At 62.5% G+C, this 21,400-nt stretch carries 23 protein-coding genes; 15 read left to right on the forward strand and 8 right to left on the reverse strand.

Translation table 11 applies throughout. The features are described from left to right. Nucleotides 1-12: 12 nt before the first annotated feature. The 3 genes from C5J24_RS06860 to C5J24_RS06870 all read right to left on the reverse strand — a co-directional run bounded on the left by C5J24_RS06860 (nt 13) and on the right by C5J24_RS06870 (nt 3,493). Nucleotides 13-927: an ABC transporter permease gene (locus C5J24_RS06860; RefSeq protein ID WP_105416761.1), complete on the reverse strand. Its 915-nt coding sequence runs from the start codon at nt 925-927 to the stop codon at nt 13-15. A gap of 147 nt (nt 928-1,074) precedes the next feature. Continuing rightward, nucleotides 1,075-2,364 carry a PotD/PotF family extracellular solute-binding protein gene (locus tag C5J24_RS06865; RefSeq protein WP_105416763.1) on the reverse strand — a complete coding sequence of 430 codons (1,290 nt, stop codon included), beginning with the start codon at nt 2,362-2,364 and terminating at the stop codon, nt 1,075-1,077. 37 nt (nt 2,365-2,401) lie between these two features. Beyond that, nucleotides 2,402-3,493: an ABC transporter ATP-binding protein gene (locus C5J24_RS06870; RefSeq protein WP_105405001.1), complete on the reverse strand. Its 1,092-nt coding sequence runs from the start codon at nt 3,491-3,493 to the stop codon at nt 2,402-2,404. 240 nt (nt 3,494-3,733) lie between these two features. Here C5J24_RS06870 and C5J24_RS06875 point away from each other — a divergent pair, with 240 nt between their 5' ends. Next, on the forward strand, nt 3,734-4,462 hold the full coding sequence (locus C5J24_RS06875) for a GntR family transcriptional regulator (RefSeq protein ID WP_105416765.1): 729 nt from the start codon (nt 3,734-3,736) through the stop codon (nt 4,460-4,462). Here the strand turns inward: C5J24_RS06875 and C5J24_RS06880 are convergent. Beyond that, nucleotides 4,459-5,016, reverse strand: coding sequence for a nucleoside 2-deoxyribosyltransferase (locus tag C5J24_RS06880; RefSeq protein WP_105416767.1), 558 nt, complete (start codon nt 5,014-5,016; stop codon nt 4,459-4,461). The two genes, C5J24_RS06875 and C5J24_RS06880, sit on opposite strands and share 4 nt — an antisense overlap. Nucleotides 5,017-5,244: 228 nt before the next feature. On the opposite strand from C5J24_RS06880, the gene C5J24_RS06885 reads away from it, so the two are divergent. From C5J24_RS06885 to C5J24_RS06910, 6 genes are read left to right on the forward strand one after another with little or no spacing between them, the layout of a single operon-like run. Beyond that, entirely contained in the window at nt 5,245-6,336 is a 1,092-nt protein-coding gene (locus tag C5J24_RS06885) for an ABC transporter substrate-binding protein (RefSeq protein WP_105416769.1), read from the forward strand. A gap of 3 nt (nt 6,337-6,339) precedes the next feature. After that, complete coding sequence (locus tag C5J24_RS06890) at nt 6,340-7,401, forward strand: iron ABC transporter permease (protein ID WP_105416771.1); 1,062 nt, start codon at nt 6,340-6,342, stop codon at nt 7,399-7,401. After that, nucleotides 7,398-8,159: an ABC transporter ATP-binding protein gene (locus tag C5J24_RS06895; protein ID WP_105416773.1), complete on the forward strand. Its 762-nt coding sequence runs from the start codon at nt 7,398-7,400 to the stop codon at nt 8,157-8,159. Before C5J24_RS06890 ends, C5J24_RS06895 begins: the two co-directional genes overlap by 4 nt. After that, nucleotides 8,156-8,770 carry a hypothetical protein gene (locus tag C5J24_RS06900; RefSeq protein ID WP_105416775.1) on the forward strand — a complete coding sequence of 205 codons (615 nt, stop codon included), beginning with the start codon at nt 8,156-8,158 and terminating at the stop codon, nt 8,768-8,770. Before C5J24_RS06895 ends, C5J24_RS06900 begins: the two co-directional genes overlap by 4 nt. After that, on the forward strand, nt 8,770-9,390 hold the full coding sequence (locus tag C5J24_RS06905) for a hypothetical protein (RefSeq protein ID WP_105416777.1): 621 nt from the start codon (nt 8,770-8,772) through the stop codon (nt 9,388-9,390). The genes C5J24_RS06900 and C5J24_RS06905 overlap by 1 nt, the downstream gene beginning before the upstream one ends. Continuing rightward, a complete protein-coding gene (locus tag C5J24_RS06910; RefSeq protein ID WP_105416779.1) occupies nt 9,387-9,890 on the forward strand; it encodes a hypothetical protein in 504 nt (167 codons plus the stop codon). Before C5J24_RS06905 ends, C5J24_RS06910 begins: the two co-directional genes overlap by 4 nt. 4 nt (nt 9,891-9,894) lie before the next feature. Here C5J24_RS06910 and C5J24_RS06915 read toward each other — a convergent pair whose 3' ends face one another. Together C5J24_RS06915 and C5J24_RS06920 are read right to left on the reverse strand one after the other, a co-directional pair. Then, a complete protein-coding gene (locus tag C5J24_RS06915; protein ID WP_105416781.1) occupies nt 9,895-10,998 on the reverse strand; it encodes an NADH:flavin oxidoreductase/NADH oxidase in 1,104 nt (367 codons plus the stop codon). Between the two features lie 121 nt (nt 10,999-11,119). Next, nucleotides 11,120-12,994 (reverse strand): adenine deaminase, encoded by a 1,875-nt coding sequence (locus C5J24_RS06920; protein WP_245446563.1) that lies wholly within the window; start codon nt 12,992-12,994, stop codon nt 11,120-11,122. 268 nt (nt 12,995-13,262) lie between these two features. On the opposite strand from C5J24_RS06920, the gene C5J24_RS06925 reads away from it, so the two are divergent. The 8 genes from C5J24_RS06925 (at nt 13,263) to ccoP (ending at nt 20,625) form a co-directional block, all read left to right on the forward strand. After that, nucleotides 13,263-14,303, forward strand: coding sequence for an ABC transporter substrate-binding protein (locus tag C5J24_RS06925; protein WP_105416785.1), 1,041 nt, complete (start codon nt 13,263-13,265; stop codon nt 14,301-14,303). Between the two features lie 90 nt (nt 14,304-14,393). Further along, a complete protein-coding gene (locus C5J24_RS06930) occupies nt 14,394-15,218 on the forward strand; it encodes an ABC transporter permease (protein ID WP_105416787.1) in 825 nt (274 codons plus the stop codon). Then, nucleotides 15,215-16,006, forward strand: a complete 792-nt coding sequence (locus tag C5J24_RS06935; protein ID WP_037086550.1) for an ABC transporter permease — start codon at nt 15,215-15,217, stop codon at nt 16,004-16,006. The genes C5J24_RS06930 and C5J24_RS06935 overlap by 4 nt, the downstream gene beginning before the upstream one ends. Before the next feature lie 6 nt (nt 16,007-16,012). Continuing rightward, the gene (locus tag C5J24_RS06940) at nt 16,013-17,071 is read left to right on the forward strand and encodes an ABC transporter ATP-binding protein (protein WP_105416789.1); all 1,059 of its coding nucleotides are present in this window, start codon (nt 16,013-16,015) and stop codon (nt 17,069-17,071) included. Nucleotides 17,072-17,207: 136 nt separating this feature from the next. Continuing rightward, entirely contained in the window at nt 17,208-18,833 is a 1,626-nt protein-coding gene (ccoN, locus tag C5J24_RS06945; protein ID WP_105416791.1) for a cytochrome-c oxidase, cbb3-type subunit I, read from the forward strand. Nucleotides 18,834-18,847: 14 nt separating this feature from the next. Next, entirely contained in the window at nt 18,848-19,579 is a 732-nt protein-coding gene (gene ccoO, locus C5J24_RS06950; RefSeq protein ID WP_105416793.1) for a cytochrome-c oxidase, cbb3-type subunit II, read from the forward strand. Nucleotides 19,580-19,591: 12 nt separating this feature from the next. After that, nucleotides 19,592-19,744 (forward strand): CcoQ/FixQ family Cbb3-type cytochrome c oxidase assembly chaperone, encoded by a 153-nt coding sequence (locus tag C5J24_RS06955; protein ID WP_007762698.1) that lies wholly within the window; start codon nt 19,592-19,594, stop codon nt 19,742-19,744. Nucleotides 19,745-19,761: 17 nt separating this feature from the next. Then, nucleotides 19,762-20,625, forward strand: a complete 864-nt coding sequence (gene ccoP, locus C5J24_RS06960; RefSeq protein ID WP_105417612.1) for a cytochrome-c oxidase, cbb3-type subunit III — start codon at nt 19,762-19,764, stop codon at nt 20,623-20,625. On the opposite strand, the gene C5J24_RS06965 is transcribed toward ccoP, so the two are convergent. Further along, a complete protein-coding gene (locus C5J24_RS06965; RefSeq protein WP_172723880.1) occupies nt 20,626-21,042 on the reverse strand; it encodes a type II toxin-antitoxin system VapC family toxin in 417 nt (138 codons plus the stop codon). After that, nucleotides 21,032-21,319, reverse strand: a complete 288-nt coding sequence (locus tag C5J24_RS31785; RefSeq protein WP_172723881.1) for a hypothetical protein — start codon at nt 21,317-21,319, stop codon at nt 21,032-21,034. The genes C5J24_RS06965 and C5J24_RS31785 overlap by 11 nt, the downstream gene beginning before the upstream one ends. Nucleotides 21,320-21,400: the final 81 nt, after the last annotated feature.

Here is a 21,400-nt window from a genome sequence, read left to right on the forward strand (position 1 = left end):
CTCCCCTTTTTCTTAAAGTTCTTTGCGGATGTCGACGATGCGAAGAATGCCTGCGACCATCAGGAGAACGAGGACAAGCAGCACGACCGCGTTGGCGGCGGCTGCCGGGTATTGGAGCAGCGACATCTGGTTTTTCATCATCAGTGCCACCGAAGCGCTCTGACCCCCGGACATCACCTGAACCGTCGAAAAGTCGGCCATGACAAGCGTCACGACGAAGATGGTGCCGATCGCCATGCCGGGCTTGGCAAGCGGAATGATGACGTTGGTGAGGATCTGGGTGCTCGTGGCACCGGCATCGCGCGCGGCTTCTACCAGCGACTTGTCGATGCGCATCAGCGTGTTGAAGATCGGCGTCACCATGAACAGCGTGTAGAGATGCACCATTGCGAGCACCACTGCGAAGTCCGAATAGAGCAGCCATTCGATCGGTTCCGGGATAATCCCCGCATTGATCAGCGTCGTGTTGACGAGACCATTGCGGCCGAGCACCGGGATCCACGAGATCATGCGGATGATGTTCGACGTCAGGAACGGCACGGTGCAAACGAGGAAGAGCACCATCTGCATGGCGGTGGTGCGGATGTGGAAAGCGAGGAAATAGGCGACCCAGAACCCGACGAACAGCGTGATCGCCCAGACCAGGAAGGCAAATTTCAGCGTGTTCAGATAGGTCTTCCAGGTCACCCAGGAGCCGAGCGTCTCGGCATAGTTCATCGACAGGAAATCCGGATACATCTGGGCGAAGTCGTAGTCCCAGAAGCTGACGACTGTAATCATCAGGATCGGCAGCAGCAGGAAGGCCCCGAGGATCAGCGCCAGCGGCGTCGCTTGAAGATAGGAGACCAGCGCCGGCGACAGGCGAAAGCTCCTGGGCTTGGTGTTCTCTTCGGCCGTTTCCGGCTCGGATGATGCAATCGTCGCCATGTCTTGTCTCCCTCTGGAGGCTTCAGCGGTGCAGCGGGTTTTCACTCCCCCTTGTGGGGAGGGTGGCCGGCAGGCCGGGAGGGGTTTCAGGAGAAGGCCCCTCCCTAACTCTCCCCACAAGGGGGAGGGGACAGGTCGGAGAACGCCTTACGCCGCGATGAATTCGTTCCAGCGGCGGACCATGTAGCGGTCCTCGTCCATCACCGAGTTCCAGCAGGCCACGTGGCCCATGCGTTCCTCGAAGGAGCCGCCGTCACGGACTGCGCCGGCCTTTTCCATGACCTTGCCGTCCGGAGCGACGATATCGCCCTTGGCAGCCTTGCCTTCGATCCAGTAGCCCCATTCGTCGGCAGACATGTGTGCCTTGGCGGTTTCCATCGCAGCCGAATAGTAGCCCTGGCGATTGAGATAGGCGCCGACCCAGCCGGACGTGTACCAGTTGATATACTCATAGGCAGCGTCGAGCTTGGCACCGGAGAGGTGCGCGGCAAGTCCCAGACCGCCGCCCCACGAGCGGTAACCTTCCTTGAGTGGCTGGTATTTGCAGGCGATGCCCTTGGAGCGGACGGCGGCGACGGCCGGCGACCACATGGACTGGATGACGACCTCGCCTGAGGCCATCAGGTTGACGCTCTCGTCGAACGACTTCCAGAAGGCGCGGAACTGGCCTGCCTGTTTGGCCTTGATCAGGAAGTCGATCGTCTTGTCGATTTCCGCCTTGGTCATGTTGCCCTTGTCGGCATACTTGATGTTGCCCATGGCTTCCATAATCATCGCGGCATCCATGATGCCGATCGACGGGATGTTGAGGATCGAGGCCTTGCCCTTGAACTTCGGGTCCATGATGTCGGCCCAGGTCGAGATTTCGCGGCCGACCAGGTCCGGGCGGATGCCGAGCGTGTCGGCGTTGTAGATGGTCGGAACCATCGTGAACCACTTGGTCTCTTCCTTGGCGAACGTCTTGTCGCCGGGCTTTGCGACATAACCGACCGTGTGCGGCGCAGTGCCTTGCGCGATCACGCTGTCCGGCTTCAGCTTGCCGTTTTTGAACAGCGGCACGATCTTGTCGTAATATTTGAGTTTGGTCGTATCCATTGGCTGGATGACGCCGGCCGGATAGACCTTCTTCAAGATCCAGTACTCGATATCGGCGATGTCGTAGGAGTTCGGCTGGGTGACGGCGCGCTGGGCGGCCGCGTCAGAGTCCGTCGCGGTCATTTCGAGCGTGATGCCGAGGTCGGCCTTGCACTTCTCGGCGATCGCATTGAGGTTCGAAACGCCGGTCCCGAACTGGCGCAGCGTGATCGGGTTCTGGGCCCAGATGGTCGGGAAGCCGGTGATGGCGCCGGAGCCGGCGGCAAGACCGGCGGCCGCGGACGCCGTCTTCAGAAGCGTGCGGCGCGAAATGCCCTTGGTTGGTTTTTTGGTCTCAGTCATTGCCATGTTCTCCTCTGTTGAGTTTTTGTGTTTGGCATCAGTTCTTGAGGCGGCCGAGGACGATGGCGTCCTCGCGGCCCCAGGAAAGGGGGATCGCTTCTCCGACCTTGACCGGATTGGCGAAAAATTCGGCGTCGGTCAGGATCGCGGTGAAATCCTCGATGCCCGCGCCGTTGACCGAGAGTTTTACCGAAGAACCGCGATATTCGACGTTCGAGACGGAACCGGTGAAGCCGAGGCCCTTTTCCGAAGGCTCGCCGATGCGGACATGGTCGGTGCGGATGGCGATGTCGGCCGTGTCGGTCAGCCCGGCGGCGCCGTCGTCGGTGGCGAGGAAATCTCCGCCCGCGGGCACCGACAGCATCAGCTTGTCGCCGGAACTCTGCGCCACCCGGCCGGAGATGACGTTGTGATCGCCCATGAACTTGGCGACGAAGGCGGTCGCCGGTTTTTCGAATACCACGCGCGGATGGGCGGCCTGCTCGATGCGGCCGTCGTTCATCACGACGATCAGGTCGGCGAGCGCCATCGCCTCTTCCTGGCTGTGCGTCACATGCACGAAGGTGATGCCGAGCGAGGTCTGCAGCTTCTTCAATTCCGCGCGCATGCGGATCTTCAGGAACGGATCGAGCGCCGAAAGCGGTTCGTCGAGAAGCAGCGCTTCCGGATCGGTGATCAGCGCGCGGGCAAGTGCCACGCGTTGCTGCTGGCCGCCAGAAAGCTGGGCCGGGCGGCGGGTCGCATAGGCTTCGAGCTGCATCAGCCGCAGCATGTCCATCGCCTTGGCGCGCCGCTCGTCCTTGTCGACCCCCTTCATCTTCAGGCTAAAGGCGATGTTGTCGACGAGGTCGAGATGCGGGAATAGGGCGTAGGACTGGAACATCATCGCCGTGCCGCGTTTCGCCGGCGGCAGGTCGGTGACGACGGTGTTGCCGAGGCGGACGTCGCCCGAGGAAATGCTCTCGTGCCCGGCGATCATCCGCAGCGTCGAGGTCTTGCCGCAGCCGGAAGGGCCGAGCAGGCAGCAATAGGTTCCGGCCGGAATCTTCAGGCTGATCGCATGAACGGCCGTGGTTGTCCCGTAGATCTTTGAGACTGAAGCGATGTCGATTTCGGCGGCTTTGCTCATCAGGCGCTCCCTTGCGTCTGATATGTCTATGCATCAGCCATGCCAACTCGATTAAACGTCTAGAAAGACTTGAATTTACCTGAAAGGGTCAGTGGCCGGGCTTTGCCGGTGCGCAAAAATCAGGCGATCGTTTTCGATCCATTGGGCAAATCGTATGCAATCTTGGCATTGGATCAAAAACAAGTTGCTTGGCATCCTGTAGACACTCGGGTTACAAAGGCCGTACATTGGACCGCAGCAATGAATATCAGCGAAAAAATCAATTTTACCGATACCGCGCCAGAGGATCGCTCCCAGGAAGATCGCTCCATGGCGATTCGGGAATCCTTGCGGAATGCGATCATCGACCGCCGTCTGGCGCCCGGCACAAAACTTTCCGAAAGCGAAGTCGGATCCCTGTTCGACGTCAGCCGCACGGTCGCCCGCGCCGCCCTGCAGATGCTCGCCTTCGAAGGCTTGGTGAAGACCGAGCGTAATCGCGGAGCCTTCGTCTCCAATCCGTCGCCGGAGGAGGCCCGGCAGATTTTTGCGTCCCGCCGGCTGATCGAGCCCGGCATCGTCGCGGCCGCGGTCGAGCGCATCACGCCTGAGGACATTGCGAGGTTCCGCCGTCAGCTCGACGAGGAGCAGCGTTTTCTGAACGAGCGCGGTCCGGCCGCCCGCCGCGCCGAGATCAAGGCGTCCGGCGATTTCCACCTCATGCTGGCCTCCGTTGCCGGCAATGTCATCCTGCAGCGCTTCATGGACGAGCTGGTTGCGCGTTCATCGCTGGTGATCGCGCTCTATGGCCGTTCCGGCGTATCGAGCTGTGGGCATTCGGAACATACCGCCGTTCTAGATGCCCTGGAAAAAGGCGAGGGCGAGCGTGCCGCCAAGCTTATGATCCACCACATCGACCACATCGAAGCGGATCTTGATCTTCAGTTGAAGCAGGGCTCGGGTCTCAAGGACGCCCTGTCGCTCGCCTAACCGCGCAAGTGTCGCAAGGCCTCGGTATAGGCGGCCAGGTCCCGTTCCGGGTCGGCCGGCAGTGCGGCGGCGCGAGTGACCCTGCCGCCACCTTCCTCGATGCCGATATCGATCATCAGATTGTCGGCCTTGCCGTGGTTCTCGATCGAGATGCCGTCCGGACCGCGAGGTCTCCCGCTGCTCTCATCGATCTCGAGCCCGGAATACCAGATCGACCGCACGCGCGTTCCATAGTCGTCGGGATGGTTGGTATAGGCCCACACCCGTTTGCCGAGCGCGATCATGAAGCCGATTTCGTAGACGGTACCGGGATCGGCGCTGATGCCGCGAAACGGCGTGATATTGGCGAGGCAGACATCCGCACGCCGCATCGCGCCGTCGTTGCGCTGGTAGATCGCGGCTGCCGCCAGCTGGCCTACGGGCGCCTGATTCTCATCGCTGCCGGGACCGGTCGGCTCGAAGCCGAAGCTGCGGGCGAGTCGGCGTTTCTCGCCCATGACGATCTGGGCGTCGGGCAAAAATACTTCGGGGCCGGCGAGATAGATGGTCGGCATGAAAATCCTTTGATGAATCGGTTGGTACCAATGTTCCATAGCGTCCTGTCCGATGCATTGCGAGCATGAATGCGCCGGGCGACCGGCTTGAGCCGCCGGGAGACTGTTCATTTCATCTCTTTGCGCCAGGTTGGGCGAAAGCGCATTTTAAAAGTGGAGATTTGTAGACAAGTTTAATCGCGCGCATTAGGAATGCTCCCCGACGACGTTACCGGCAGGGGATAGATCATGGTTTCGCTCACTCGTTTCGCTTCGCGCGGCCTTCTGGCCGCCGCACTTTCCAGCCTGCTGGCGCATGGCGCCGCGGCGCAGGAGATCGTCTTCAAGGATCAGGAAAACCGGGAGATAAAGCTCGCCAAGGCGGCCGAACGCATCGTTTCGATCGTCATCCCGATGGCTTCCACGGTGATCGCACTCGACGGCGGGACGAAGAGGCTCGTCGGCATGAACCCGACCGCCAAGAGCGCAGTGCTCGAGGGTATCCTGAGCAAGATCTTTCCGGAAACCAGGGACATTCCGTCCGACGTGACCGCTCCGAATTTCGTGCCGAACATCGAGGCGCTGACGGCGACCAACCCCGATCTCGTCATCCAGTGGGGCGGCCGCGGCAACGATATCGTCGCGCCGATCACCAATGCCGGCCTCAACGCCATGCTGATCCTCTACGGCACCGAGCAGTTGACCCGCGACTACATGACCATGACCTCCCGGGCGATCGGCAAGCCGGAGCGCATCAAGGAACTGGTCGAGTGGCGCGACCGGGTCCAGAAGGACATCGAGGCGAAAGCCAAGGCGATCCCGGAGGACAAGAAGCCGACCACGCTTTATATCGCCCGCGCTCTGACGGAGATTGCAACGACCGGAACCAAGGGCAGCTATAACGCCTGGTACATGGAGCTCGTCGGCGGCCGGAACGTCTCGGCCGAACTCAACGGCACGGTAACCATCAACAAGGAGCAGATTGCCCAATGGGATCCGGAAGTCATCTTCCTCAACGCCTTCGAAGCCAGGCTCAACGTCGATTGGGTCTATAACGACCCGATCCTGTCGCTGACCAAGGCGGCCAGGAACAAGCGCGTCTACAAGATGCCGCTCGGCGGCTATCGCTGGGATCCGCCGAACCAGGAATCGCCGCTGGCCTGGATGTGGACGGCCAACCTGACCCAGCCGGACGTCTTCAGATACGATCTGCGTGCCGAGATGAAGACCGCCTACAAGACGCTCTACAACTACGACATCACCGATGCCGATATCGACGGCATCCTGTGGATCAAGGAACAGAGCGGCTCGGCCAACTACGCTCAGTTCAAGGCGAAGTAGGTCATGGCGGCGCTGACTGAAAACGAGGCGGCTCCGATAGTCCGTTCGCATCTGGCCCGGCAGACGCTGGTTTTCGCAGCGTTGCTGGCGCTGTTTGCGGTCGCCTTCGTGGTCAGTCTCTGCGTCGGCCGTTTCTCGGTTCCGGCCAGCCGGGCGCTGGAGTTGATCTGGCTCGGCGCGACCGATCCATGGCGGGAACTGACCACGATCGAGGAGCGCATCGTTCTTCTGGTCCGGGCGCCGCGCGTCGTGCTGGCGGCGCTCGCAGGCGCCGGGCTCGCCCTGTCGGGTGCGGCCCTGCAAGGCGTTTTCCGCAACCCGCTGGTCTCGCCGGATATCCTCGGCATCTCGCAGGGAGCGGCCTTCGGCGGCGCGCTCGGCATCATGCTCGGCATCTGGGGTTTCCCGCTGATAGCCATGGTGTTCATCTCCGGCATGGCCGCCGTCATCCTCGTCGGCCTGATTGCGCGCGTCAACGGCCGCAGCGAAACGATCACCGTGATCCTTTCTGGCCTCGTGGTCAGCTCGATGTTCTCGGCCGTCGTCTCGCTGCTGCAATTCATCGCCGACCCGAACACCTCGCTTCCCGCCATCGTCTACTGGCTGATGGGATCCTTCGCGACCGCGACCTGGGAGCGCACCCTGATCGCAGCACCCGGCCTCATCATCGGCGGCGCGCTCCTCTGGATGCTACGTTTCCGGCTCAACATCCTGTCGCTAGACGAAGCGGAAGCCCAGAGCCTTGGCGCCAGGACGAACCGCGAGCGCTGGCTGATCTTCGGGCTGATCGCCGTCATCGTCGGCAGCCAGGTGGCCGTCTCCGGCATCATCGGCTGGATCGGCATCGTCATTCCGCATGCCTCCCGACTGCTGGTCGGCCACGACCATCGCGCGCTCTTGCCTGCCTCGGTCATGCTCGGCGCCGGCTTCATGGTGATCATCGATACGCTTGCCCGCACCGCGACTGCCGCCGAAATCCCGCTCGGGGTCATCACCGCCCTGGTCGGCGCGCCGATTTTCGCGATGCTCCTGCGCAATCACTACCGCGAAAGGAACGGCTCATGATCGGCCTCGAAGACGCCACCGTCCGCTTCGGTTTGCGCACCATCATCGAGGGCTTGAGCTTCTCGGTTCCGGTCGGCCGCACGCTCGCCGTCCTCGGTCCGAACGGACGCGGCAAGACCACGACGCTGAAGGCGATGCTCGGTTTCCAGCAGCTCGATGCCGGCCGCAGGGTCGCGCCCGATATTGTCGGTTATGTCCCGCAGACCGGCACCAGCAACCAGCGTTACCGCGCGCTTGACGTCGTGGTCATGGGCCGTGCCGCTCATCTCGGCATTTTCGGCCAGCCGGGACCGGAGGATTTCGGGATCGCCCGTTCGGCGCTGGACCGGGCCGGCGCCGCGCGTTTCGCCGATCACTATTTCGACCGCCTTTCCGGCGGCGAGCGCCAGCTCGTGCTGCTTGCGCGTGCGATCGCCACGGGGTCGCAGGTGCTGGTTCTCGACGAACCGGCGGCAGCCCTCGATCTGCATAACCAGGAACGGCTGCTGGCGCTGCTCAACACGCTGCGTCGGCCGCGCGACAAGGCGATCGTCTTCACCACCCACGATCCGAACCATGCGCTTTCGTCCGCCGACGATGCATTGCTGATGATGCCGGGCGGCCAGCCGCCGCTGTTCGGCCCGGTCGCCGAGACGATCACGCCGGAGCACCTGGAAAACCTTTACGGCGTGCCGATGCGCGTCGTCGAGCTGGCTGGCCCCTCCGGCGAAACCCATCGGGCAGTTCTGCCCGCCTTTGCAGGAATTCGTGCCGCATGACCATCCTGATGATCCAGTCGCATTACCAGGAGCCGTACTCGATGACCCCGCCGGCGTTTGCAGATGCCATCGCCTCCGGCCTCATGAAGGTCGTGCGCGAGATGGAACTGACCGGCGGCGATTTCGCGGCGGCGCGCGGGCTGATCACCACCACCCATCTCGATCAGGTCGGTTTTACGCGTTTCGCGGCCGACGTTACCGCTTTTCTCGATCGCGGCGGACGGTGGATCTATCATGGTCATATTCTCCGCCCGATCCTGGCCGAACTCGGCACCTACCGGCCGATCCCCGATCCAAAGCGGGTGGATCTCGTCCAGTCCCGGCTTTACGAGCACCCGATCTTCGCCGGCATCGACCAGAAGATGCTGGAAACCAACCATGGGGTCGCCGGCTTCTATGGCCGCGGCTACAATCCGCCGCCGGAAGGCGCTGTCGTCATCAATGCGCTCGGCCCCGCAAAAGCCCCGGTCGATTGGGTATGGGCGAGGCCTCAGGGTGGGGAATTCCTCTCCCACGCGGGCAACGAGTTCTGGGGCTGCGGCGACGATCCCGAAATCAAGAAGCAGTTGGCGAGCCGCGCCGTTGCCTGGCTTGCCGGAGAGCTGAACTGATGAGCATTCTCGCGATCCATCCCGGCGCCTATTACCATATCGAGACCCTCGAAGCGCCGCGTTACGCCCACCATTTCGACGTGCTCGTACGGCCGGAGGACCTGGCCTCCGTGGATCTTGCCGAACACGCTGTCGTCTTCATTCCCTGCCGCACGCCGGCCGATCGCCTGGCGCCGGATGCCGCGCAGCTTCGCGCCTATCTCGACCAGGGCGGCACGATCGTCTCGACCGGCGAGACGAACTGGGACGTCTTCCTGCCCGGCATCGCCTTCACGCCGCAGCCCACGAACTGGTGGTGGTGGCTGACGCCTGGTGCCGATCTCGGCGTCCGCATTGCCGCGCCCGGCCACACGCTGTTCAACCGGCTTGGACAAGACGACCTCACATGGCATCTGCATGGCTGGTTCGACCCGCCTGATGGTGTCGACGTGCTCGCCGTCAACGGCGAGGGAAAACCCATTCTCTATGTGGACGAGGTGACGACGCCCGGCCGCATGATCATCACCAGCCTCGACCCGTGTTTCCATCACGGGTCACATTTCATGCCGGCGACGACGCGTTTCCTGGACGGTTTCCTGCCCTGGATGCGCGAAGAGCTGGACGGAGCAAGGACAAAATGACAGACAAAATCAACGTTCTCGAAGACGGTAAGCCGCTTTCCTACACCTATGCGGACATGATGCATTTCCACGGCTTCGGCTATCCGGGCGGTGTCGCCCACGCCTTCAAGGTGATGCAGCGGGCCATGCCGCTCTTGAGCCCCGACGGCCCGCCGGAGCGCCGCGAGATCACCATTCGCACCGCGTTTCGCGGTCCGGGCGCCCGCGATGCCTTCGAAATGGTGACGCGCGGCCTGACCGAAGGCCGCTATACGGTCGACCACGGGTTCGAAAAGCCCGAGCGCGGCAATATTCTCGAACGCTACGTCTTCGAACTCAGCTATCGCGGCAGGACGGTGACGCTGCAGCTTAAGGAAGGCCATGTCCGCGAGGAATTCATTATCGTCAGCCGCAAACCGGACCGGACGCCGGCCGAAGAGGAACGCCTGGTTTGGCTGAAGCAGGAGATGGCCGACCGGCTGCTCCTGGCGCCGGCCGAGGCCGTTTACGAAGAGGCCTGAACCCTCAGGAGGTAAACAGGTTCCTGAGCTGCGACGGCTGGCAGCGGAGATATTGCGGTGCCGGCTTCACCTGGGCACCGAGTTCCGCTGCCGCATGCCACGGCCAGCGCGGATCATAAAGGACCGCGCGGGCGATCGCGACGATATCCGCGTCGCCGGTCGAAACGATCGCTTCCGCCTGCGTCGGTTCGGTGATCAGCCCGACGGCCACGACCGGCATCTTCACCACGGCCTTGACGGCGCGCGCCAGCGGCACCTGATAGTTCGGGCCGAGCGGGATTTTCTGTTCGATATGCAGCCCGCCGCTCGACACGTGGATCGCGTCGCAGCCCTTTTCATCCAGCATCTGGGCAAAGGCGATGGTCTGGTCGATGTCGAGGCCGCCGTCGACCCAGTCGGTTGCCGAAACGCGCACCGTCACCGCCTTGTCGGACGGAAAGGCCTGGCGCACGGCATCGAAAACTTCGAGCGGAAAGCGCGCCCGGTTCTTGAGCGAGCCGCCGTATTCGTCGGTGCGCTGGTTGGAGAGCGGCGACAGGAACTGGTGCAGCAGATAGCCATGCGCTGCGTGGATCTGGATCGCATCGAGGCCGATCCTTGCCGCCCGTACGGCGGAAGCCGCAAACGCGTCGCGCACCTTGTTCAGGCCTTGCCTGTCGAGCGCGACGGGGGCCACGTATTTCGGATTGAAGGGGATCGCCGAAGCCGATTGGGTCTGCCAGCCGTTCGGTTGGTCCGGCGCGATCTGGCTGCCGCCGAACCAGGGCGTGTCGGTCGAAGCCTTGCGGCCGGCGTGGGCGAGCTGCACCGAGATCGGCATGTCCGACCATTTGCGGATGCTGTCGATCGTGCGGCCCATCGCCTTCTCGGTGGCGTCGTCGTAGAGCCCGACATCCGCATAGGTGATGCGCCCCTCCGGGGTTACTCCTGTCGCCTCGATCGTCAGAAGCGCTGCGCCGGAAAGCGCGAGCTGGCCGAGGTGGATGAGGTGCCAGTCGGTCATGCAGCCGTCCTCGGCCGAATATTGGCACATGGGCGCAATGACGATGCGGTTCGAGAGTTCGAGATTGCGGACGCGGATCGGAGAAAAGAGAGCAGGCTGGGCCATGATTGAGTTCCTTTGCGCGATCGTTGGCGCCGAGGAGGGAGGATCGGTGACGCCTGAAATCGATCCCCGCGTTTTTGGCAAATCAACCGGGTCTCATCAAGTCACGCTGACGAGAGCGGCCCTACCAGACGACCGGATGCGTTTCGCCGGTGAGCACGTTGACGAATCCCTGCGGCGCCCGCTCCGATGGCGCCACCAGCACCCAGCGCCAGGGCGAACAGGTCAGCGTCGCAAACGACAGCCGCTCCGGGAAGCCCGGCCACCAGCGCGGCGAGAAGGTCGGCTCGTACATCCAGTCGATCGTTTCGCCGGCCTTGTAGAGCGCCTGCATTTCCGCATCGAGTTCCGCGGCCGAGCGCGCCGTCATCAGCCCGCCGACTTCGTAATGGACGCGGGCGACCACCTTGCCGCCGGAGACGAGAACCCAGCCGCCCTGCTGTTCGGCGAGCGCATTGGCCACCATTGCCATCGCCTCGTCCGAGGAGCCGACCACCCAGATATTGTGCTTGTCATGCCCGAGCGTCGAGCCCAGCGCCGTATCCGGCGTGCGCGGCCCGGTGCCGAGCCAGAACATTTTCGACACTTTCGCCTCGCCGGAGAACCGATCGACGATCGAGAATTTCGTGACGTTGCGGTCATGGTCGCGCTGGACGGCGCCATCCCTGACCGGCAGTTCCATGGTGATGAATTCGTCCGACCAGTGGAAGGGCCGCAGCAGGGCGGCATTCGCCGTGGCGCGATCCGCCGGCGCCTCGATGCGGAAATCGGCGGCGGTCACCTGCCGGTCGATCTTCACCGTCTTGATCGCCCATTCAGGCCAATCGATCTCTGGCCGCGCGCCGATAAACATCCTGCCTGCCGATACCGGCCCGCCATCCGCCCAGACCTTGGCGATCGACAGCTTTTCGACGTCGTCGAGCAGCACGACATCCGCGAAACGGCCGGGCGCGATCGACCCAACCCAGGGCGTCAGCCGCATATGCCGCGCCGGGTTGAGTGTCACGCACTGGATGGCGATTTCCGGCGAAAGGCCGTTCTCGATCGCAAGGCGGACATTGTAGTCCGTCGCGCCCATTTTCAGCGTGTCGGAGGCGCTGCGGTCGTCGGTGACGAAAGCCACCTGGGACCAGTCTGCGAGCTTCCTCTCGATGAGCCCCTGAATCACCTCCGGCAGCGAATGCGGCCGAAGCTCGATGAACAGCCCGTGCTGCAGCTTCTGCCAGATCTCCTCCAGGAACCAGCCTTCGTGATCGGAGGCAAGGCCCGCGGCGGCAAACGCGTTGATCGAGGCCAGGTCGCGCAGGCCCGCGCCATGTCCCTCGACCACGCCGCGCTGTTCGAAAGTCGCGCCGATCATGCCCCAGAGCCGGTCGTAGGAGGGGTTTGAGGGATCGGAGATCGACGGCCAGTCCATTACCTCGTCAAGGCCGGCGACCATCAGGCTTTCGCTCATGAACTGCTTCTGCTCGTCATAACCGAAATAGCCGCCGCCCCATTCATAGGCCGTCGGCGGCACGGCCGAACCCGGCAGCGGAAAGATCTTCATCGGCGACCCACGGCGGCGGGCTTCCAGCCAGAATTCCAGGTTGCGGGCACCGTTGACGTTCGAGAATTCGTGGCTCGCCTCGCAGGTCCAGGTGACCCCGTGCGGCATGACGAGAGCCGCTTCCCATTCCGGCGTCAGATGCGAGCTCTCGATATGCTTGTGCGCCTCGCCGAAACCTGGAACAGCCGAGAGATCGGGTTCGTGGCTACGTTCCGCCACCTCGCCTGCAAAACTGGCGGCCGGTCCCACATAGGCGATCCGCCGGCCCTTGATGACGATCTCCTGGTCCTCGAGCCATGTCCTGCTGTGGACGTCGAGCAGTCTGCCAACTCTCAGCAGCCGGTCCGCAGGCCGTTTGCCGAGCGCCGTCAGCACTAGGTCCTGGCGGATGCGGACTTCTTCGGCCGCGTTGATCAGCAGGTCGTCGGGGAGGCGCGGGGAAACTGTCATCGGAGGAATGCCTGTCGGTTCTGATCGCCGGACCCTAAAGACGATGCCCGGACGTGTAAACCATCGCAAACCGTGCATCGGTTATCGCCTGAGGCCCAAAATCAACCTCCGGTATAGGATGGTTCAAGCCTAAAGAAATTTGTCTCTCTAGGGGTCTATGCCTAATAATTGGGCTTGCGGCGGGACCGTTCAAAAAATAGTATCACCCCCAATTCCCGGGGGTGCCCCAGGGGAGCATCAACGCCGCTTTCGCAAAAGGACCCGCCTCATGAAGGCCATTCGTTTCACCCAATTGGCAACTCTTGCTCTCCTGGCAACGCTCGGCGGCACGGCAACGGCAAGCGCCCAGTCGAAGACGCTCACCATCTCCTGGTGGGGCTACAACGGCGAGAAGATGACCGCCAACATCATCGACCCGTTCAAGAAGATCTGCGGCTGCGACATCGTTTTCGAAACCGGCAACAATGCCGACCGCCTCAACAAGCTGAAGCTGCGTGACGGCAAGGGCGTCGATGTCATCTACCTGACCGACAGCTTTTCGCAGCTCGGCATCGAGCAGGGCCTGTTCCAGCCGGTCGATCCTGCAAAGATCCCGAACCTCTCCGAAATCTATGAGCTCGGCCGTGCGCCGCAGGGCAAATACGGCCCAGCCTATACGATCGGCCGCATCGGCCTCGTTTACGACTCGGCCAAGGTCAACCCTCCGATCACCTCCTGGAGCGATCTGTGGCGTCCGGACCTGAAGGGCTCGGTTTCGCTTCCGGGCATCACCACCACGGCCGGCCCGATGGTCGTGGTGCAGGCCGGCAAACATGCCGGCGTCGATCCCTATACCGGCACCGACAAGGCGTTCGAAGCCGTCGAAGCCCTGAAGCCGAACGTGGTCAAGAACTACAATACCGGTTCTGAACTGGTGAACCTGATCTCGACCGGCGAAGTGCGCGTCGCAATCGGCCAGGACTTCACGCTCGCCTCGATGCAGGCCGCGGTGAAGACCATGACCTGGGCAAAGCTCAAGGACGGCGATATCGCCACGCTGAACACGGTCAACATCCCGAAGGGTTCGACAAACGCCGAACTGGCCCACCAGTTCATCAACTTCATCCTGTCGAAGGACGTGCAGCAGAAGGAAGCCGAGCAGGGCGTCGATGCGCCGATCTCCACCAAGGTCCAGCTCACCCCGGACCAGGCGAAGATCTGGACCTACGGCGCCGATCAGGTTTCCAGCCTGACCCGCATCGACTACGCCAAGATGAACGCCGCCAAGACCGACTGGATCGACCGCTGGAACGAGGTTTTCGGCAAGTAGTCCCGGACGTCGCCTGACTGGTGATATGTTTGCATTGAGAACGGAGCGCCGCCACCAACGCGGCGCTCCTGCCTTTGAGAAAGACTGTCGATGAACAAGCTTGCCAGATGGGGTTTGACGATGCCGGCGACGATCGCCGTCGTCCTGCTTCTGGTCATCCCCGTCGTGCTGACGATCGCCACCACATTCGGCGAGGCGGCCGGTCCGTTTTCCACCTATATGGCCTTCTTCAAGAGCGGCTTTCGCATGGCCGTCCTCTACCGAACCCTTCAGGTCGCCCTGATCACCACGGGCATCGCGCTCGTGGTCGGCTTCATCACCGCATATGTCATCGCCCAGATGCCGGGACGTCTGAAGAGCATCATGATCGTCGCCGCGGTCTTTCCGTTGCTGACCGGCGTCGTCGTCCGCTCCTTCGCCTGGCTGATCATCCTCGGCAAGAACGGCATCATCAACAATGCCCTGATGTCGGTCGGGCTGATCGGCGAGCCCCTGTCGATGCTTTACACCCAAGGCTCCGTCATCGTCGCGATGGTCTATCTGTTCGTGCCGCTGATGATCCTGACGCTGGTCGGGGTGCTGGAGGGGATCCCGCGTGACCTGATCGAGGCCGCCGCCTCGCTCGGCGCAAGGCCGGTCCCGACCTTCCTTCAGGTCATCCTGCCGCTTGCAGCCCCCGGCCTCATCGTCGGCGCGGTGCTGGTCTTTACCGGCAGCTTCACCTCCTATGCGACCCCCCAGCTCCTCGGGGGCGAAAAGCAGATGATGATGGGCACCTTCCTCTACCAGCGCGCCATGGTGACCTTCGACTGGGTCGGCGCTTCGACGATCGCCGCCATCATGGTGGTCATAACCATCGGCGTCGTGCTCATCATGAGCCGCATGGCACGCCGGCTCAACCCGATGGCGGTCTGATGGCGACGCGTATTCACCCCCTTCTCGGCGCTTTCGCCATTCTCGTCTTCTTCTTCCTGCTCGCGCCTCTGGTAATCATCGTCGGCTCGGCCCTCAGCGACACGACATTCCTCACCTTCCCGCCGCAGGGGCTGACGCTGCGCTGGTTCGCCAACATCTTCCAGATGGAGGCCTTCCGCCGCACGGCGATCACCAGCCTGCAGGTGGCGCTTCTCGGCACCGGCCTGTCGCTGCTGATCGGCATTCCGGCCGCTTACGCACTCAATCGCTATCGGGTCGAGCTGCCACGCTGGCTCTCGACACTGTTCGTGTTGCCGATCCTGGTGCCGGAAATCGTCTTCGGCTTCGCGCTCCTGAAGTCGATCACGATAGGCCTCGGCCTGCCGGTTTTCATCAGCCTCGTCGTCGGCCATGCTCTGCTGATCCTGCCCTATTCGGTGCGCGTCGTCGGCGCCAGCCTCGCCTCCTTCGATTTCTCGATCGAGGAGGCCGCGAGAAGCCTCGGCTGCCCGCCGCTCAAAACCTTCATGACTGTGGTGCTGCCGAACATCCGCGCCGGCGTCATTGCCGCCTTTATCCTCGCCTTCATCACCTCCATCAACGACGTGTCGGTGTCGGTCTTCCTGACCGGCCCGGGCATCTCGACGCTGCCGATCCAGATTCTCGCGCATATGGAGCAGTTCTTCGACCCGACGATCGCTTCCGTTTCCGTGCTCCTGATGCTGGTGACCGTCGGCGTCATGGCGATCGTCGAAGCGACGCTCGGCCTCACATTCCTCACCAAGTAGGTTACCGTGACCGTATCCCTGACCATCGAAAACCTCTCCGCCCACTACGGAACCACGCAGGTTCTGAAAGACCTGTCGATCTCCGTTGCGGCCGGCGAACTGGTGTCGCTGCTCGGCTCCAGCGGCTGCGGCAAGACGACGACGCTGCGCCTGGTGGCGGGCTTCCTGCAGCCGACCAGCGGCCGGATCAGGCTCGGCGACCGCGATCTGACGACGCTGCCGGCCCATGCCCGCAATATCGGTCTCGTCTTCCAGAACTATGCGCTTTTCCCGCACCTGACCGTGCTCGACAATGTCGCCTTCGGCCTGAAGCAGCGTGGCCTCGCCAAGCCGGACCGGACCAGGCGGGCGATGGCGATGCTGGAACGCGTCGGCCTTGCCCCGCTCGCCGACCGCCTGCCGGCAGCGCTGTCCGGCGGCCAGAAACAGCGCGTCGCGCTTGCCCGAGCTCTCGTCATCGAGCCGCCGCTCCTGATGTTCGACGAGCCGCTCTCCAACCTCGATGCCAAGCTCAGGATCGACATGCGCGTCGAAATCCGCCAGCTGCAGCGCGCCAACGGCACGACCTCGCTCTACGTCACCCACGATCAGGAAGAGGCGTTTTCGATCTCCGACCGCGTCGCGATCATGAATGCCGGCCGTATCCTGCAGCTCGATACGCCGGAAGTGCTCTACCAGAAGCCGGCCAACGCCTTCGTCGCCCGCTTCGTCGGCTTCGAGAACCTGATCCGCATGAAGGTCGTCGATCGCCAAGCGGCAATCATCACCGCCGAGGCGACCGGCGGCACGCGGCTTCACCTTTCCCAGGATCTGTTTGGCCCGATCAAGGACGATTTCATTCTGGCCTGCCGCGCCGACGGGCTTGCGGTCCGCCGCGAGGGCGAAGGCATCCCGGCAGTCCTCGGGACGCGCACCTATCTCGGTCGCGCCTATCAATACAAATGCGAAACGGCCGCGGGCGAAATCACCGCCAACGGCCCGCTTTCCGACCCGTTGGATGCCGGTGCCCCGGCGGTGCTCACGCCGCTGCCGGAGCAGTGCTGCATCCTCGATCCGGAAAACTGAACCCGAAATAGAACACGAACGGGCCGTTTGCCGGGGGCGTTGACGCAGGTCAAACCCCCGAAGCGGCCCGTATGTCAGCACATCATGGTCACAATCCTTCAACCGGCAGCGTATTTGCGCTGTGAGGCCAAAGACCATGAATTACGTCTCAGAAACACTCTGGCTGTCGATCGGCACCTTCCTGGCGTTGCTCGCGGCCGCCTACACCCATGACAGCCTGTTTGCGGCCCATATGTGGGTCCTGTTCTTCGTGCTGCTGATCAGCACGACCGTCTTGATGCGCAGGATCTCCTTCGCGCCGCAGCCGTCCGCGATAAGCCTGCCGTCAAAATCCGAATATTTCGACGAGGTGGTGAAATACGGCACCATCGCCACGGTTTTCTGGGGTGTCGTCGGTTTCCTGGTCGGCGTCGTCATCGCTCTTCAGCTTGCCTTTCCGGACCTGAACATCGAACCCTGGTTCAATTTCGGCCGCCTGCGGCCGCTGCACACATCGGGCGTCGTCTTCGCCTTCGGCGGCAATGCACTGATCGCCACGTCGTTTTATGTGGTTCAGCGCACCTGTCGCGCCCGCCTTTTCGGCGGCAATCTCGCCTGGTACGTGTTCTGGGGCTATCAGCTTTTCATCGTCATGGCGGCGACCGGCTATCTGCTCGGCATCACGCAGTCGCGCGAATATGCCGAGCCGGAATGGTATGTGGACCTCTTCCTGACCGTCGTCTGGGTCGCCTATCTCGCCGTTTTCCTCGGTACGATCCTGAAGCGCAAGGAGCCGCATATCTATGTGGCGAACTGGTTCTATCTCGCCTTCATAGTAACCATCGCCATGCTGCACGTGGTGAACAACCTGGCGGTCCCGGTCTCCTTCCTCGGCGTGAAGAGCTATTCGGCCTTCTCGGGTGTCCAGGATGCGCTGACCCAGTGGTGGTACGGGCATAACGCTGTCGGTTTCTTCCTGACCGCAGGCTTCCTCGGCATGATGTATTATTTCGTGCCGAAGCAGGTCAATCGCCCGGTCTATTCCTACCGGCTGTCGATCATCCACTTCTGGGCGCTGATCTTCCTCTATATCTGGGCCGGCCCGCATCACCTGCACTATACCGCACTGCCCGACTGGGCCCAGACACTGGGCATGGTCTTTTCGATCATGCTCTGGATGCCCTCCTGGGGCGGCATGATCAACGGCCTGATGACCCTCTCGGGCGCCTGGGACAAGATCCGCACCGATCCGATCGTCCGCATGATGATCATCGCCATTGCCTTCTACGGCATGTCGACCTTCGAAGGCCCGATGATGTCGATCAAGGCGGTCAATTCGCTCAGCCACTATACGGACTGGACGATCGGCCATGTGCATTCCGGTGCGCTCGGCTGGGTCGGCATGATCTCCTTCGGCGCCATCTACTACATGACGCCCAAGCTATGGAACCGCGAGCGGCTCTACAGTCTCGATCTGGTCAACTGGCACTTCTGGCTCGCCACCCTCGGCATCGTCGTCTACGCCGCCGTCATGTGGGTTGCGGGCGTCCAGCAGGGCCTGATGTGGCGCGAATACGATAGCCAGGGCTTCCTCGTCTATTCCTTCGCGGAAACGGTCGCGGCCATGTTCCCCTACTACCTGCTGCGTGCGGTTGGTGGCGCCATGTACCTCGCCGGCGGGCTCATCATGGCCTTCAACGTCACCATGACCATCCTCGGTTACCAACGGCAGGAGCGGGTTCGGGGTGGTGCTTCCCCCGCCGCTCTCCAGCCGGCCGAATAAGGAGGGAACCACTCATGTCCATTCTCGACAAACATCACTACATCGAACGTAATGCGACCCTGCTTCTGGTCGGTTCGCTGCTCGTCGTCTCGATCGGCGGTATCGTGGAAATCGCACCGCTCTTCTATCTCGAAAACACCATCGAGAAGGTGGAAGGCATGCGGCCCTATTCGCCGCTCGAGCTTGCCGGGCGCGACATCTACATCCGCGAAGGCTGTTATGTCTGCCATAGCCAGATGATCCGCCCCTTCCGCGACGAGGTGGAGCGCTACGGTCACTACAGCCTGGCGGCTGAATCCATGTACGACCATCCGTTCCAGTGGGGATCGAAGCGCACAGGCCCCGATCTCGCCCGCGTCGGCGACCGCTACTCAAACGAATGGCACGTCCAGCACCTGATCGAACCGCGCGACGTCGTGCCGGAATCGGTGATGCCGAGCTACGCCTTCCTCAAGGAGACGCCGCTCAAGATCACCGACGTCTCCATGGAGCTGAAGGCGAACCGCGCGGTTGGCGTCCCCTATTCGGACGAAATGGTAGCGAGCGCCAAGGCGGACCTTTCCGCCCAGGCCGATCCGAATGCCGATACGTCCGGCCTGCTCGCCCGCTATCCAAAGGCCAAGGTCGGCGATTTCGACGGCAATGCCCAAAGCCTCACGGAGATGGATGCGCTGGTCGCCTATCTGCAGATGCTCGGCACGCTGGTCGATTTCTCGACTTATGACGACGCTGCCGGTTACCGCTGAAGGAATAAGCTCATGGAATTCTACACGGCCATGCGCCACTTCGCCGATAGCTGGGGTCTGCTTGCCATGACCCTGTTCTTCCTCGGCGTTCTCGTCTTCACCTTGCGCCCCGGCGCGAAAGCCTCTGCAGACGAGGCCGCCCGGATCCCTCTGAAGGAGGATTGAACATGCCAGAAAAACATATGGCGGAAAAACATATCGACCAATTGAGCGGCGTTGAGACCACCGGCCACGAGTGGGACGGCATTCGCGAGCTCAACAATCCGCTGCCGCGCTGGTGGCTCTGGACCTTCTATGCCTGCATCCTGTGGTCGGTCGGATATGCGATCGCCTACCCTTCCATTCCCCTCCTGACCGACGCGACGAAGGGCCTGCTTGGTTATTCGAGCCGCGCCGAGCTTGCGGCAGATCTCGATGGTGCCAAGATCGCCCAAGGCGGCATCCTGGAGAAAATCTCCAGTTCGTCGCTGGAGGAGATCGTCGCCGACCCCCAGCTTAGCCAGTTTGCAACCGCAGGGGGCGCGGCCGCCTTCCGCGTCAACTGCACCCCGTGCCACGGCACGGGTGCCGCCGGCGGGCAGGGCTATCCCAATCTCAATGACAACGACTGGCTGTGGGGCGGCGATGTCAACGCTCTTTATCAGACGATCGCCCACGGCATCCGCGATCCCGCCGACGGCGAGACCCGCATTTCGGAAATGCCGGCCTTTACGGATATGCTGAAGCCGGACGAGGTGCGCCAGGTCGCCGCCTACGTGGTGAGCCTCACTGGAACCCCGCGCGATCCAGCGATGGTCGAGCCCGGAAAACAGCTCTTCACCGACAATTGTGTCTCGTGTCATGGCGAAAAGGCAGAGGGCAACCGCGACCTTGGCGGACCGAGCCTTGCCGACGCGATCTGGCTGAAGGCTCGCGGCGAGGCGGAGATTGCCAGGCAGATCCAGGCCCCGAAACACGGCGTCATGCCGGCCTGGGGAGCCCGCCTCGGAGACGTCGCCGTCAAGCAGCTCGCCGTCTACATTCACTCGCTCGGCGGCGGGGAATGATCAGGCTTCCGCCGACAGATACCGCAGCTCGATACCGGCCGGGGCGCGAATGCCCCGGTCGTTCGTCAGGAAGACATCGCATCCGAGAGCTTCGGCGGTGGCGACGTGGATGGCATCAATGAGCTTCATGTTGAGTTCGGCGCCGAGGGCGGCGGCGCGCTTGATGGGAGCAAGACTGACGGGCGCGAGTGAGATAAACTCAGCATTGCTCAAAATGGCGAGGAAAACAGCCGAGACATCCGGGGCATCGCGAGGTACCCCGCGAAGGCATTCACCGAACGTGATCTCGCTGGAAAATAACCTCCATTCACTTCCGATGAAGGCCATCACGGCGTTTTCAGCCAGGGATTTGAACGCGGGCAAACCATCGACGTAGTAGATCAGGACATTGCTGTCGACATAGACCTTACCGGTCATATTGACGATCTTCGCGGAATTCGCGGATCTGGCGATCGATCTCTTCCGCGGATCGGCCAGGACGTCCCAGCGCATCGATCCGCGCAGACATTTCACGGAGGAAAGCCCGCCGTCTCTCTATCTCCGGCCGATCCGGCGCGTCGACGACGGCTGGGGGAAGATCCTTCAGCTTATCGACGACGACCTCTGCACGTGAACGATTGATACGAGCGGCGGCGGCATCAATCCGCGACAGCATCTCGTCATCCACTTCGATTTCCAGCTTATGCAGGCCCATGGTCTTCTCCCGGTTGCGGTGAAGAATAGTGCATTTTGCACGTCCCCGCCAGAATGTCGCGGTCTGCTGCCTTTGCTCGGG

Origin of the sequence: Neorhizobium sp. T25_27, assembly GCF_002968565.1 — a bacterium.
Lineage (GTDB): Bacteria > Pseudomonadota > Alphaproteobacteria > Rhizobiales > Rhizobiaceae > Neorhizobium > Neorhizobium tomejilense.